The following is a 14,468-nucleotide window of genomic DNA, read 5'->3' as shown; positions in this document are numbered from 1 at the left end:
GCAATTGGGCCAGAGATCTCTGTGTTGCTTACTTTGTAAGGCTATCAATACACGAAAACATAGCACTCGCTCCCAGAAATCGTCAATCGAAAGGCCAACTTTTTGGGCTTTAGTTGAGAGAATGTCAGCAATGAATCTAAAGTGAGAAAAGTAAAGCAAATACTCTTCTCATTTTATTCCCGTAAACGGAATGTCTGTGTTGTGGATAAAAGGGAAGGTGTGTGTTTATTAATGATAAATTTCGCTCTTTTAAACATGTAATGAATAAAAATGTTAATAACAATTTGTGAAGTCTGTTGAAATATCCATTAAACACCTGTTCGTTTTATTTATCTATGACAAATGGATTCTACGCCAGCAGTAATGGATTGAGATATCGTTATGACTATGTCAATTAATTGAAAGACGAGCGATTATCGTCAAATAACCTGAATCCCGCTTCTTTACGTTGTTTGGTTATATTGGTTTGCTCGACGTATTTGGATCAGCACGCCAGCATCAAAAATGTGCGTAGATGTCACTTTCCAACCCAAAAGGCTAGGGACAGTATTTGTATGTTCACCCATTGATATAGGTGAGGGCTGGAAGTTGGGTAACTCGGTTAAGGCCATATAGGTTCGACATTCATCAACAGTGTTTGCGTCTGCCAGTGCGCAGAAGAACGCATAGTCGCACAAGGTAACGAGTGAACTTTGTCCGCCTCGGGCGAGTTTACTCTGCAGTTGAGCAAGGGCATCTGCATTTTCAATGTCGATGGCATAGCACTTCTCTTTGATTGCGTGTAGCTGGGAATCTGATTGGGTCAGGCTTTTCTGAATAGCCACAATGGTGTGCTTGGTCAACGCATGGTGAAAGGTACTTTCTGCACCAAAGCCCGATAAAAAATGATCGTATTTTACGCCCTGACCTTGGCTGTTCATTGAGATGAAGCAGGTTGTCCAAGGTCTTTGGTGGTTCTCAAGCATTGCAGGTCCAAAGAATATCGATTCATTTTTTGGGCTCAACGCTGGGGTGTGTAGTGTGTAATTTTTCGATTCATGCGCTTCCACCACCAATGCTTTGTTCATGGCATTAGACAGTTGAGGGAAGCAAACCACATCAAGTTCCCACTTTTCTGCCGTTTCTTCCAGTTCGCTGCTCTTGTAAGAATGGCGATGTGGTGGGGAAGAGATATAAAGGTGACGCTTGTGTGTTGCTGGCTCCAATCGTTCTAAAGAAGCAAACATGGGGTCACCCGCAAAGCCACTATAACTCGCAATGAGCTGATTTTTTTCGAACATCAACCAAGCAACGCCATTACGACTCGAAAGCGCTTTCGCTTTGTTTAATGCCATGACTAATTCATCTGGCATTGCCTTTTCTTTTTCTAATCGGCTGGGCATCTTTTGCGCGGATACGCGCTTTTTGTATGGCTTATCCAAGGTGTCTTCTTCCTTTTTCACAACGCGGTTTCGCCACGTTTTTGCATAGTTCAACAATAGAAAAATGCTTGCAAAATATCCCCTGTCACAAGTGATAGGTTTAAGGTGTTTTAGTAATTTAATTGATTTATATCATGAGGATAAACGCTCTCTCATTGCGACTGTAATTTCCGACAGCTTACTGGTAATTGGGTGCTGCCATAGCCTTGAACTCGTTCTCAAGCAATCGCCTTAAACGATTACCAATGACAAGTTGAAGGAATAACCATGAGCCAGCTAATTACCCTGACACCAGAATCAAAATTCAATAATCCTGCTGTTCTAAATAATATCTTCCGTCTACGTCATCGCAGCTTTCTAGAGCGCCTAGGGTGGGAAGTCGATTCAACGCAAGAGATGGAGTCAGATAACTTTGATGAAATGGATCAAACCAGTTACGTCGCACTGACGGAAGAAAACCAAGAAGTGATTGGTTGCTGGCGTGCCATGCCAACACAAGGCGAATACATGCTGAAAGATGTGTTCCCCCAATTGCTGCAAGGCGAAGAAGCGCCAATGGAAGAGGGCATTTGGGAAATCTCGCGCTTCACGACGTCAAAAGAAAGTTACGAAAACACCAACGGCTGGTTCGGTAACAACGCCCTCACACTCATCCGCTCATTCTACGATTTCGCCCAAGAAAACGACATCCGCGCTTACGTGCTTGTTACTACCGTCGGCTGCGAAAGAATGCTCCGTTCACTCGGCCTAAACATGCGCCGTATGGGGGATGGAAAATCCCTAAAAGTTGGCAAAGAACGCTCCGTCGCCCTGCGCTTGGAAGTGGATGAGAGCTTGAAGATCAATATTAATTGAGTCTATCAACACACGGACGGTAATGCCGACATGCTTCTCTTTTCTCTCTAATTTTGTGTCGTCTTTACAGAAAAAATCCCGCCTTTTTGGCGGGATTTTTATCAGCTTTTTTCATCGTTCTCATGAACATTTAATCCTCAACCTTCAACCTTCAACCTTCAACCTTCAACCTTCAATCATCACCCAACCCCATCAATCAGACCCGCTTGCACGGCATAGGTGATCATTTCGGCTGTCGAAGTAATGTCGAGTTTGTGTTTGATGTTTTGGCGGTGGGTTTCGACGGTTCTGACGCTGATGTCGAGTTCTTGGGCGATGTGTTTGCTGCTTTTCCCTTCGGTGACGAGTAGGAGTACGGTGATTTCCCGGCGGCTGAGGACAGACTTTGTGGTGGTTTTTACTGGGCTCTCTTCTGGGGCGTTGAACAGGGCTTTACTGGCAGATTGACAGAAGTAGCTTGCGCCGGAATGCACGGTTTCAATGGCTTTGACCATTTCCTCGGCGGAAACATCTTTCAGGATGTAGCCGGACGCGCCGCATTGCATCACTTCCAGAATGTATTCGCGGTTGTCGTGCATGGTGAGCATGAGAATTTTGGTGTTGGGGTGTTCTTGCTTGAACAAAGCGGTGGCTTCTAGGCCGTTGAGGATTGGCATAGTGATGTCCATGAGCACAACATCAGGGTCAAGCAGTTTGGCTTGTTCGAGGGCTTCAACGCCATTGCTGGCGGTGCCGACGACAGCAATACCCGGTTCGCTTTCCAGCCTTGCGATAAAGCCTTCGATGACGACGCGGTGATCGTCTACCAGTAATACGCGAATGTCGTCTGTGTCTTGGCGCATGGCTTATCTACTCCTGTAAATCTTTGAACACCCAGATCCCGTAACGTCTCTGATTACACGTCTTTGGTGATTACTGATAAGTCTAACAACACCATGATTTCCGTGCCGTTTGCGGTGCTAGAACTGATTTCCAGATCACCCCCAATGAACTCGATGCGCTCTCGCATGTTGCGTAAACCAATGCCGCGACCTTTCAGTGCGTCTGACACCTTAAAGCCGATGCCGTTATCTCGAATAATGAGTTGTAGGCGCTCACCAAGCTGTGTCACCTCAAGCTCAACGAGAGAGCTACCACTGTGTTTTTCAACGTTCACCAAGGATTCTTGCACCACGCGATACAAGGTGGTGATCACATCCGGGGCCAGGGTGGCATCAATTTGGTCGAGGTGAGTATCGACTTGAACATTGGTGGCAGAGGCAAAGTCTGTGGCGAGACTTTCTAGCGCCGCGGTCAGGCCGATGTCATCAAGAGTGGTTGGGCGAAGGGTTCGAGACATTCGGCGTACTTCACTGATGGCCATCACCAACGAACGTTCACTTTTTTGAAGGTGGGTGAGTTCGCTGTCTTCGTTTCGATAGAGCACGCTTTTGGCCAGTAACTCCAAGTGGCATTTGGCGGACACCAATAGCTGATTAATGCCATCGTGCAGTTCTCGCGAGAGGTGCTTTTTCTCGTCTTCTTGCATCATGACAGTGCGGTAGGCGAGTTCCCTGAGCCGCATATCGGCAATGCGGTGTTCGTGCAGGTTCACCGCCAACGCTATCACGATCATGATCACCACGGAGGTAATGAGTACCACAATGATGGCGAGATATGTCGTGTTGATGCTGGTTTGTACCGAGGTTTTCACCTCTTCAATTTGATGACCAATGTCTTCAATGTACAAGCCGGAACCGACCATCCATTTCCATTTCGGCAACCACACGGAATAGCTGAGCTTGGGCACGATTTCATCGGTAGACGGTTTGTGCCAAAGGTACTCATGAAAACCGCCACCTGCTTTGGCGGAGGCAATCAGGTTTTGGATCAGAAAATCTCCGTTTGAATCTTGAAGGCCAATGAGGTTTTGGCCTTCAAGCTCCGGCATGATGGGGTGAACAAGGTTGTAGCCGTTTTCATCGTAAACAAAGAAGTAGCCGTCATCGCTGTAACGCATCTCGCGCAAGATCTCTAGTACCTGGAGTTTAGCCTCCGCGTCATTCGCATCGGCGTTATCGTAAATGTGCTTGATGCTTTGTGTCGCGAGGTTCACGTAATCTTTGATCGATTGCTCACGGGAGGAGAGCATGCTGGCGCGAAAGGTGGAAACCTCTTTCACTCCCAATGACTCCGCTTGCTGAATGGTGATCCAGCCAATCATGTAACTGATGACAATCAGCGGGATCACCGTCAGTAAAATGATTTTAAGTTTGAGTGTCATCCACTGCTCTCCGTGCGTGACTTCAATGACTCCCCTCAGTGTAGAACCCTTTTTGCCGCGTTTGTGGCGACTTTCTACTGCGTTATCGGCTTCTCATGTAGGCCTGCTACACATCGAAGCCTCTGCCTTGTATAAAGCCGCCACAAACTGTTGCAAGAATTACCAATATTCGTCAAGCCATAGGCGATACTCGCGAAGGGTTTAGCTCGTCTCCAACATCAAAATCCATACAGTTCTGGCAAGAGCAAAATGCTGGCAAGCACCGCCACTTGGATAAAGATAAAGGGCATGACACCGCGGTAAATGTCCCGCGTTGTTATCCCATCAGGGGCACAGCCTTTGAGGTAGAACAAGCTGAACCCGAACGGCGGCGTTAAGAAGGAGGACTGTAAGTTCATCGCAATCAAAATCGCGAACCACGTCATGTTGATGCCCATCAGCTCCGCCACAGGGGCAAGGATCGGCACAATGATGAAACAGATTTCAACGAAGTCGATAAAGAAGCCCAATAGCAAAATCACGAGCATGGTGATGATCAAAAATCCCCATTTTTCACCCGGCAGCGCCAGCATCCATTCTTCAACCAAATAGTCGCCGCCCGTGTAGGTAAACGCCATGGAAAACGCGGTCGCACCGAGCAATATACCGAACACCATGGCGGTGACTTTGACGGTTTCAAAGGCGCTGTCATACAGCAGTTTCCAAGAAAACTGGCGATAGATCAGTGACAGAAGGATCGCGCCAATGCCGCCCAAAGCAGCAGACTCTGTTGGTGTCGCAATGCCCGCGAAAATTGAACCAAGCACCACGATGATCAGTGCCAGCGGCGGAATGACCGCTTTCAAGGCTTCGATGATTTCTTCTTTGCGTGATTGGCCTTCAACGGGCTCCATGGCTTGCGCGGCTTCAGGGTGGCGAAAGGCGAAATAGAGGATGTAGAGAATGTATGCGCCGACCAGCATTAAACCCGGCCAAACGGCAGCTTGGAACAAATCGCCGACGGGAATGCCGAGCACATCGCCAAGCAGGATGAGCACGATAGATGGAGGAATGATCTGCCCCAAGGTGCCGGACGCACAAATAGTGCCGCAGGCGAGGCCTTTGTCGTATTGGTACTTGAGCATGACAGGCAATGAAATTAAGCCCATTGCCACGACAGATGCGCCCACCACGCCGGTTGATGCCGCGAGCAGGCTACCGACCAACACGGTCGAAATGGCGAGCCCACCGCGCACGCCACCAAACAAGCGCGCCATGGCTTCAAGCAATTGCTCGGCAAGGCGTGTTTTTTGTAGCACAAGGCCCATAAATACAAACAGCGGCACCGCCATGAGCACGGTGTTTTGCATGATGCTCATGATCCGAAACGGCATGAACGCGAAGATATCGAGACCTTCTGCCCACACACCGAACAGCAACGCAATGCCACCGAATGTAAAGGCAACAGGAAAGCCGATCAGCAAGGCAAACAGGGCGACAACAAACATGATAATGCCAATCATTGGAGACTCCCTGATACGGCTGGGCGAAGAATACGCGAGAGGGCGTTAAGGATTAACCCCAACCCGGTGACGGCGATAAAGAAGAAGGAAAGCGGGATCATGGCTTTGATGATCCAGCGATGCGGCAAACCACCGGGGTCGCCACTGCTTTCGCCAAGTTGTAAAGATTCATTGGCGAAGTCGATACCGAAATAAACGATGAGAACCGCAAACGGCATCAGGAAAAGGACACAACCGAGTAGGTCAACAAGTGCCTGCGTTTTTTCACTCCAGCGTTCATACAGCACATCAATGCGCACGTGTCCGCCTGCTTTCACGGCGTAAGGCACGCCCAATAAAAAGACGGCAGAAAACAAATGCCATTCCATTTCTTGCAGTGCGATAGACACGCTGTCGAAGGCGTAACGCATTACCACGTTGTAAAATACATTGAGCATCAATAAGAGAAATAAGGAACTGGCTATCCAACCGAGCGCGTCGGCGATGCGGTTTATGAGCCGTTCCAGAACTATGAGGCTTTGCATAAGACATCCTGTTCAAGCAAAACGAAAAAGGCGCCGAACAATTGCTCGGCGCAAAAGGCTACTCAGCGGTCTGCTGACTGTTGAGGTATGCCTTGTCTGAAATCGTGGTCCAGCGGCGGGCTTTCTTGAGGTATTCCGCTTGTGAATCGAGAATTTTCTTGGCTTGTGCGTCGTTCGCTGCATGTTCAGCGAGCAAGGCATCGTTGGCGGTTTTCATCGCAGTAAGCACAGATTCTGGGAACTGCTTCACTTGGATATCGGGGTACTCATTCAACATGGTTTCCCACGCTTCTGCACTGGCATGGGCGTTTTGGATATACATGTCGTAAGAGGCAGTGCGCATGGCAACGCGCAAGATTTCTTGCAGATCTTCTGGCAGTCTGTCCCAGCTACGTTTGTTGAACAGGAACTGCAATTCCGTTGCTGGCTCATGCCAACCTGTGTAGTAAAGGGGGGCAACTTTGTGGAAACCCATGCGCAAATCAAGGCCAGGGCCAACCCACTCAAGAGCATCAATCGTGCGGCGTTCTAGCGCTGTGTAGAGCTCGCCCGGCGCAATGTTGGTTGGGCTTGCGCCTAGCTTGGCGAGTACTTCGCCCGCAAAGCCGGGAATGCGCATTTTCAGGCCATTCAGATCATCAACGCTATTGATTTCTTTTTGAAACCAACCGCCCATTTGCACGCCAGTATTACCGCCTGGGAATGACAGCAAGTTGTGCGGGGAATACACCTCTTCCATCAGTGCCATGCCGCCGCCGTGGTAGAACCATGCGTATTGTTCAGAGGCGACCATGCCGAATGGCATTGTGGTGAAATACAAGGTGTTCGGGACTTTGCCTTTCCAGTAGTAAGAGGCGGAATGTCCCATGTCGTACTGACCCGCTTTTACCATGTCAAACACACCAAACGGCGCTTTGTGCTTGTTTGATGAGTCGATACGAATTTGAAGACGACCGTTCGACATTTTCTCTGCCATCGCTGCCATGTTCTTGGTGGCATCACCGAAAATGGGGAAGTTGGGGCCCCATGTTTCTGCAAGCTTTAAGCGGTAAACCTTGTCGGCAGCAAAAGAAGAAAAGCTTGCCGTTGTAAGCAGTGTGACCGTGCCGAGCATGAGCAGCACTTTTTTCGCGGTTGAGGTAACAGTGACCATGATTCACATCCTTTTGATCGTTGCGTTCGACCTTAAGAATGCGAAACATCTTGTTAACAAAATAGCCGTGTTACTTCGCACGTAGCACGACAAAAGAGAGGGGGCTGGCGGCACAAAATCTCCGTATATCTACGTAAGGTTTTTACTGGTTTTGGTTGCAAGTGGTTGATTATTTTTTTCAGCACATCGTCTATACCCCGCAAAAACTACGTAGTTTCTGAAGCGCAAATATCCCCTTCTTTTAGCGGTTTATGTGATCTGGATTTAACAAGGGGTTAACGCGAAACGTGTTTCATTCTGAACAACAGGTGTACATGGAAATAGAACCAAAACACACAATGCAAACCTCTTCGTATTCGCCTTCTCATCATGCTTCCTCCTTATTTCTATTGACCGCACGTGAAAAAGTGGTTATTAATTGTTCGCTATTTTAATTTGTGAAACGATACGTTTCATTAATTGATATTCATAATCGATACTCACTGGGCGGTGCAGCATGAAAGCCATGAACAACATCATCGAGAAAGCAAAGGATCGGCATTCAAGAATCGTGTTGTGTGAAGGCGAAGACAAACGGGTTTTACACGCTGCATTTGAGGTACAAACGCGCGGGATTGCCAGCATCATATTGGTGGGGAACAGCGCGAACATACAAGAAACCGCCGATGCCGCCGACATTCCTCTTGATGATTTTGATGTGATTGACCCTGATGTCAGCCCATTGACGGGTGACCTCGCCGAACACTACTTTTTGTTGCGTCAAAAGAAGGGCATCACGCGTGAGCAAGCGTTAGTCGAAACGCGGAAACCCATCAATTTTGCCAACCTCATGGTCGCAAAAGGCATGGCGGAAGGCTCTGTGGCGGGTGCAACGCACACGACGAAAGACGTAGTACGCAGCGCGATTCAAATCATAGGGTTAGACAAAAAAGCCACCATTGTGTCGAGCTTCTTTTTGATGATGCTGTGCCAACCATTCCACACTTTAAAAGGCGGTCTGATTTTTTCTGACTGTGGCTTAGTGATCGACCCTACCGATGAAGAGCTGGCAAACATTGCGCTGGCGGCAGCAAGGAGCGCCGAAAGCCTGCTGATGGTCGAGCCGAAAATCGCGATGTTGTCCTTCTCGACCAGCGGCAGTGCACAACATGAATCTGTCAGCAAGGTGGTGCGGGCATCGCAGTTGGTGAAGCAACAAGCACCCAACATCGCCATTGATGAAGACGTGCAGCTAGACGCGGCGATTGTTGCTGACGTCGCCAAAAAGAAGCTGCCGAATTCGAACGTGAAAGGGCAATCCAACGTCCTGATTTTTCCAAATCTCGAAGCGGGAAACATTGGCTACAAGTTGGCAGAGCGCATAGGTGGTGCAGTGGCGATAGGCCCTTTGCTACAGGGGTTGGCAAAGCCCGCGAATGATTTATCGCGGGGGTGCAGCAACGACGATATCGTGAACGTGATCGCGGTGACCGTGATGCAGAACGAACTGTCTGTAAGTAATAGTCAGAGCCAGAAATGAAAGGTAACAGTGAGTGCACCGATGTTGGGATTTTATGCATCAAAGCCGATGATGGCCATTGACGCATTGTATATTTGAATCTAGCTTTTTCTTCAATAATCGGAATAAAAAATTTCATTTAAGTGCTTTTTATGGTCGCTAAACGTAATCCGTACTGAATACTACCGTAAGTTCCGCGCTCACTTTGATAGCGAGAGCAAGGACGGACAACCATTCGAATTGGCTTTTCGATAACGAGGGTTTCATGAAACATATCAACTATATCGACTCTTTATCCAAATTCACGGCTGCGATTGATAACATCAAAAAGCAGCACAAAACGGTGTTGTACCGAGGCCAACCCAACATTCGAAGTAAGTTGCTCCCCCAAGTGGCTCGAAGCATCACAAAATCTGGCGAAACCGAAGCCAATATGCTGGCCGTGATTAACCTCTATGGCCGTGAGTACATTGATTTGCCTAACCCAACCACCTGTCAGTTGTTGGTAGAAGCGCACAATGCTGGGCTAGAAACGCGCTTGCTGGATTGGAGCGTCGATCCGTACGAAGCGCTGTGGTATGCCTGCCACAGCCCTGGTTCTCAACCTCATGTGTATATGTTGATCGCGGATGACATCCCAACACTGGGCATTAATGAGAACCCGTTCAAGATAGAACAACTGCACATCATGCCCGTCAACCCTGGCTCTCCATACAAGAACAAGCGCCTCACCGCGCACCCTTCACGCTTAGAAAACGGCGAGCCGCAGTTCACCGCGTTGGAAGACGAAGACGGTTTGCAGTCCCTCTTAACCGAACTGCCGATCATGCCGGATTTGAAAGACAAAATTATCTATGAACTGAATGAGATGGGCATTAACGAGCACTCGATTTACAACAGCCTGTATGGCCTATGCCGACACATCAACCTGATGTACGACAACAACCAATGCAGCCGCATCACCCCTAAAGACGCAGACTTACCGGCTGATGCATCCGCAGACGGCGACTTAAAGCAGTTCAAGAAGAAATACGTGCCTGACTTTGACTTTGATTGAGGGCGCTTTCGAGACGCAGAGAAAGACCAAGAAAAAAGGGCGACCGAATGGGTCCGCTCTTTTTTGGGGATTTTCCTCGTTTTTGGGAGCGGTTAGACGAAGCGACAGTGAGCAAGATATAGAGTGCTTCTCCCTTCAGAGTGTTCATCGTCAAAGAGCATCGGGTATACGTTTTGCCGATAGCCAATTCACCTATATCTTTCAGTACATTGAACATCAGGGCTTATTTCCGTACTTCTCGGGAGGCAGTCATAAACCGATAGGGTGAGCGGGTAAAGTCTTTATTGAATTATCTGTCTCATAATTCATTAAACGCTATTCTTTGTTTTCCTTGCTCGACAAATGATCTTCATATTTTTTGGAAATCCATTGATGAATATGGAGTCCTGTTTTACGAACAAGATACCAATCCATAGCAGCTAGAACAATAAAACCTATTACAGTTCCCATTAGTAACCCTCCAGTCTCATTTTTGTTCAATTTATCAAATGGTTAAGAAAAATACTGTGAACTTAAACAAGCTAAATATGCCATATCTGGATACATTCCTTAACTCTGTATAAATGGCAGAGGCATGACGCCTGCATCTAGCGGATCCCCTCAAAATGCCTTTTCCAAACAATAAAAGTAAAGAGAGCACAGAGAGCACAGAGAGCACAGAGAGCACAGAGAGCACAGAGAGCACAGAGAGCACAGAGAGCAAAGAGGACACACACTCAAAGAAAATCATAATCCGAGAGCAAAGAGGACACACACTCAAAGAAAATCATAATCTACTCAGTTTCAATGGGCTGTGTTTCTAGGCTCAAAAGTGTTAAGCAAAGATGAATACTTGGTGGTTGGACGATATGCTTTTCGCATCGCTCAATGACGATTCACTTCAAATCATAATGACAAAAGCACGCTCATCCCTTATCAGTATCGATGCAACCCCTTACTATCACTGTGTTTCACGCTGTGTGCGTCGTTCGTTTCTCTGTGGCTACGACGAACACGCTCAGCAAAGTTACGAGCACCGTCGTGAATGGATTGAAAAGCGCTTGTTTGCATTGGCGGGTGCGTTTTGTATTGATGTTTGTGCTTACGCTATCATGAGTAACCATTATCACGTGGTGTTTCATATCAATGCGGATAAAGCCAAACATTTGACTCAGCATGATGTTATCGAACGTTGGTTAGCGTTTCATCAAGGACCTTCATTAGTTCAGCGCTTCATGCAGGGCGATAAACTCTCAGAGGCTGAAACGGAGCGATGTGGTGAGATAATTGAGGTATGGCGGGAGCGATTAACATCCATCAGTTGGTTTATGCGGTTGTTGAATCAGCACATTGCCTCCGAGGCCAACCGTGAAGACAAATGTACGGGGCACTTTTGGGAAGGGCGGTTTAAAAGCCAAGCATTGCTCGATGAAAAAGCCCTTGCAGCGGCCATGGCCTATGTGGATTTGAATCCTGTTAGAGCAGCGATTGCAGATACCCCAGAAACGTCCAGCTTTACGAGCGTAAAAGCGCGAATTAACGCCATCGAAAATGATAAAACAGACGTAGAAGGCTTGTTCCCTTTTGTTGGAAACCCCAGAGAAAACATGCCGGAGGGGATTCCGTTTCAGTTGATGGATTATCTAGAGCTTGTTGATTGGACAGGACGCCAATGCCGAGAAGACAAGTGCGGCCATATCGACAATCGAACGCCCGAAATACTCAACCGTTTAGGTTTTGATTCTGTTGAATGGCTTGATGCGTATAAACATGTAGAAAAGGGCACCTTAATTGGCACTGAGTCATCCATCAAAGACGCTTTACCCTTACTTGGGAGAAAGCGTCTTTGTGGATTTCGACTTCCTGCAAACTAGCATAACCAAAACCATAGCCATCTTTTGAATAACCACCGTTTTGGTGGCTTTCGCCTTCGTGTAATACGCCCATTCCTCATGATTTCAGCGAGTTTTCTATTTTCCTGCTCAAAGCTCAGGGGAAGGGACGTTGTTGGGCGAAATAGTAGAAAGATAGATGAGGAGATCTTCTACCATTTTGAGGGTGTGCGTCCCGTTAGCTACCATGTATAAAACGCGCTTTAGCATGTTCTCTAGGCTTCATGGCATAGAAAGTTTTACTGTGTGGTGACACACACCTCCTTCATGTACGGTGTTAGAAATATATACGAATAGGAGCGGTTTATGAGTAAATACCAAAAGTTAGCATTCGTCTGCTACCTCATTCCTACATTTTCAATTTTCGCCATTGGTATCACGTATAGCTTTAAAGGTGAGTTTATGCCTTACCATGCCGTTGCAGTAGGAAGCGATTGGTCACATGTACCTCATCAGTACCAAATATTGATTACCGCATTAATGCGAGCCTTCGGAGGGATGAGTATTGCGTTAGCGTTCGCTGCTTTTGCACTATTAGTGTTTCAATTTCGTTCAAAAGAAAACATAAAGCCCTGGGTTCTGCCACTCACTCTGGTGACTGCATCAATTGGGTCTTTCTTTGCGATGAGCCATGTCATTATACATACTGATGCACAGCCTCCTATCATGCTTGCTTTTGTAAGCACAATTTTCACCCTGCTGGGTCTAATAATTACATTGAAAAAATAAGGGCAGTTGTCGTTAGTTTTTCTATCATACTGAGTCGCACCATATACCCAAAAAAAACCTATGACAGGAAGAATGCCAGCATCGGTAATAACACCGTCATTATCGCTCACAATCCCCCTATAAAAATAGCCTGCTCCATAGCCATGGAGCAGTTGATATAAAGGACTTGGGAGGACTGGACTTGGGGTGTCTGTCCCCGCAGTGCTCGCCCGCAGTGCTCGCCAAATATTGATTACCGCATTAATGCGCGCCTTCGGAGGGATGAGTATTGCGTTAGCGTTTGCTGCTTTGGCACTATTAGTGTTTCAATTTCGTTCAAAAGAAAACATAAAGCTTTGGGTTCTGCCACTCACTCTGGTGACTGCATCAATTGGGTCTTTCTTTGCGATGAGCCATGTCATTATACATACTGATGCACATCCTCCTGTCATGCTTGCTTTTGTAAGCACAATTTTCACCCTGCTGGGTCTAATAATTACATTGAAAAAATAAGGGCAGTTGTCGTTAGTTTTTCTATCATACTAAGTCGCACCATATACCCAAAAAAACCTAAGACAGGAAGAATGCCAGCATCGGTAATAACACCGTCATTATCGCTCACAATCCCCCTAAAAAAATAGCCTGCTCCATAGCCATGGAGCAGTTGATATAAAGGACTTGGGAGGACTGGACTTGGGGTGTCTGTCCCCGCAGTGCCTGAGGTGTCTGTCCCCGCAGTGCGCGCAGTGCGCCAGGACCTACAGTGTCTGTCCCCGCAGTGCTCCGCGCTTAGACACAGCGCGTTGCAGCCACGCGTAATAACCGCTGCGCGACACACTAAGATGCAGGCACATCAGCTTCACGGAATATATCCCACTGAACGTCTTTATGAATCGGAAGGCTTGCGTCTTTGTTCTGCTTGAAATCGTGGCCACTTCTTTAGGATGTCATTTTCCTCTTCAAGCTCTGCAATACGCTGTTTTAATGTAGATATTCCGTCTTGTGGTTTTGGCTTATTCTGCGATTTTGGAGGGACTTTAGGCATACCAAACACTCCATCTAGGTAAGCGCGTCGCCACTTTGAAAGCATAAACGGATGGATATCTAATGCTTCGGCAACTGACTTCACTGTACGGTGACTTTGAAAGCTCCATTCCACCGCTTTACGTTTAAAGTCTAGTGAATATTCCGCTGTCTTTTTTCCTGATTTGTAGGCTGGCATAAGGCCCCCTTTATGGACTGAAGTACGTGTCCACTAAATCGGGGGAGGTCCAGAATCCCTCTTAAATTGCTTGTTGAACGAAGCCGCTACGCGGCAGAATAGAATATCCCGCCTACGTTTCTCTCAACCCTGCCAATCGGGCAGCGGACAGGAGAAATACCATGAACCGTCAACAACAACAGCACTTCGATGCGCTTTACCAACAGCACCTCAATAATTTAACGCTACAAGGCAAACGACCCGCCACCATTGATGCCTACAGCCGTGCCGTACGGCGTATCGCCATGTTCTTTGATTGTCCGCCGGATAATCTCTCTCAGCAACAGCTCAAAACCTACTTCGTGAACCTTATCGGAACCCATTCTTGGAGTACCGTCAAACTCGATCGCAATGG

Annotated in this window: 14 protein-coding genes; 7 read left to right on the top strand and 7 right to left on the bottom strand. The window is 47.4% G+C overall.

Annotated features, from left to right (window positions below; translation table 11 throughout):
- Nucleotides 1–443: 443 nt before the first annotated feature.
- On the bottom strand, nt 444–1,478 hold the full coding sequence (locus BM082_RS22010) for a hypothetical protein (RefSeq protein WP_017013436.1): 1,035 nt from the start codon (nt 1,476–1,478) through the stop codon (nt 444–446).
- A gap of 210 nt (nt 1,479–1,688) precedes the next feature.
- Here BM082_RS22010 and BM082_RS22005 point away from each other — a divergent pair, with 210 nt between their 5' ends.
- Nucleotides 1,689–2,276: an acyl-homoserine-lactone synthase gene (locus BM082_RS22005; protein WP_017013435.1), complete on the top strand. Its 588-nt coding sequence runs from the start codon at nt 1,689–1,691 to the stop codon at nt 2,274–2,276.
- A gap of 179 nt (nt 2,277–2,455) precedes the next feature.
- On the opposite strand, the gene BM082_RS22000 is transcribed toward BM082_RS22005, so the two are convergent.
- The 5 genes from BM082_RS22000 to BM082_RS21980 all read right to left on the bottom strand — a co-directional run bounded on the left by BM082_RS22000 (nt 2,456) and on the right by BM082_RS21980 (nt 7,679).
- On the bottom strand, nt 2,456–3,118 hold the full coding sequence (locus BM082_RS22000; protein ID WP_017013434.1) for a response regulator transcription factor: 663 nt from the start codon (nt 3,116–3,118) through the stop codon (nt 2,456–2,458).
- Nucleotides 3,119–3,171: 53 nt separating this feature from the next.
- Nucleotides 3,172–4,539: a cache domain-containing protein gene (locus tag BM082_RS21995; RefSeq protein WP_017013433.1), complete on the bottom strand. Its 1,368-nt coding sequence runs from the start codon at nt 4,537–4,539 to the stop codon at nt 3,172–3,174.
- A gap of 218 nt (nt 4,540–4,757) precedes the next feature.
- Nucleotides 4,758–6,041 carry a TRAP transporter large permease gene (locus BM082_RS21990; protein WP_017010617.1) on the bottom strand — a complete coding sequence of 428 codons (1,284 nt, stop codon included), beginning with the start codon at nt 6,039–6,041 and terminating at the stop codon, nt 4,758–4,760.
- Nucleotides 6,038–6,565, bottom strand: coding sequence for a TRAP transporter small permease subunit (locus BM082_RS21985; RefSeq protein ID WP_017010616.1), 528 nt, complete (start codon nt 6,563–6,565; stop codon nt 6,038–6,040). Before BM082_RS21985 ends, BM082_RS21990 begins: the two co-directional genes overlap by 4 nt.
- 58 nt (nt 6,566–6,623) lie before the next feature.
- A complete protein-coding gene (locus BM082_RS21980; RefSeq protein WP_371734831.1) occupies nt 6,624–7,679 on the bottom strand; it encodes a TRAP transporter substrate-binding protein in 1,056 nt (351 codons plus the stop codon).
- Nucleotides 7,680–8,214: 535 nt separating this feature from the next.
- Here BM082_RS21980 and pta point away from each other — a divergent pair.
- The 5 genes from pta (at nt 8,215) to BM082_RS21955 (ending at nt 13,365) form a co-directional block, all read left to right on the top strand.
- Nucleotides 8,215–9,237 (top strand): phosphate acetyltransferase, encoded by a 1,023-nt coding sequence (gene pta, locus BM082_RS21975; RefSeq protein WP_017010614.1) that lies wholly within the window; start codon nt 8,215–8,217, stop codon nt 9,235–9,237.
- Between the two features lie 244 nt (nt 9,238–9,481).
- Nucleotides 9,482–10,273, top strand: coding sequence for an FRG domain-containing protein (locus BM082_RS21970; RefSeq protein WP_074928630.1), 792 nt, complete (start codon nt 9,482–9,484; stop codon nt 10,271–10,273).
- An 890-nt stretch (nt 10,274–11,163) separates the two neighbouring features.
- Nucleotides 11,164–12,126 (top strand): transposase, encoded by a 963-nt coding sequence (locus BM082_RS21965; protein WP_026025215.1) that lies wholly within the window; start codon nt 11,164–11,166, stop codon nt 12,124–12,126.
- 324 nt (nt 12,127–12,450) lie between these two features.
- Nucleotides 12,451–12,873 carry a hypothetical protein gene (locus BM082_RS21960; RefSeq protein WP_074928628.1) on the top strand — a complete coding sequence of 141 codons (423 nt, stop codon included), beginning with the start codon at nt 12,451–12,453 and terminating at the stop codon, nt 12,871–12,873.
- Between the two features lie 186 nt (nt 12,874–13,059).
- Entirely contained in the window at nt 13,060–13,365 is a 306-nt protein-coding gene (locus tag BM082_RS21955; RefSeq protein ID WP_244276071.1) for a hypothetical protein, read from the top strand.
- A gap of 373 nt (nt 13,366–13,738) precedes the next feature.
- Here the strand turns inward: BM082_RS21955 and BM082_RS21950 are convergent, their stop codons facing one another.
- Nucleotides 13,739–14,074 carry a transposase gene (locus BM082_RS21950; protein ID WP_074928626.1) on the bottom strand — a complete coding sequence of 112 codons (336 nt, stop codon included), beginning with the start codon at nt 14,072–14,074 and terminating at the stop codon, nt 13,739–13,741.
- 161 nt (nt 14,075–14,235) lie between these two features.
- On the opposite strand from BM082_RS21950, the gene BM082_RS21945 reads away from it, so the two are divergent.
- The coding region (locus BM082_RS21945) for a phage integrase N-terminal SAM-like domain-containing protein (protein ID WP_208862536.1) at nt 14,236–14,468 on the top strand (233 nt) is incomplete at its 3' end.

Origin of the sequence: Enterovibrio norvegicus DSM 15893, assembly GCF_900115495.1 — a bacterium.
GTDB lineage: Bacteria > Pseudomonadota > Gammaproteobacteria > Enterobacterales > Vibrionaceae > Enterovibrio > Enterovibrio norvegicus.
This window is presented reverse-complemented; position numbering and strand designations above follow the sequence as displayed.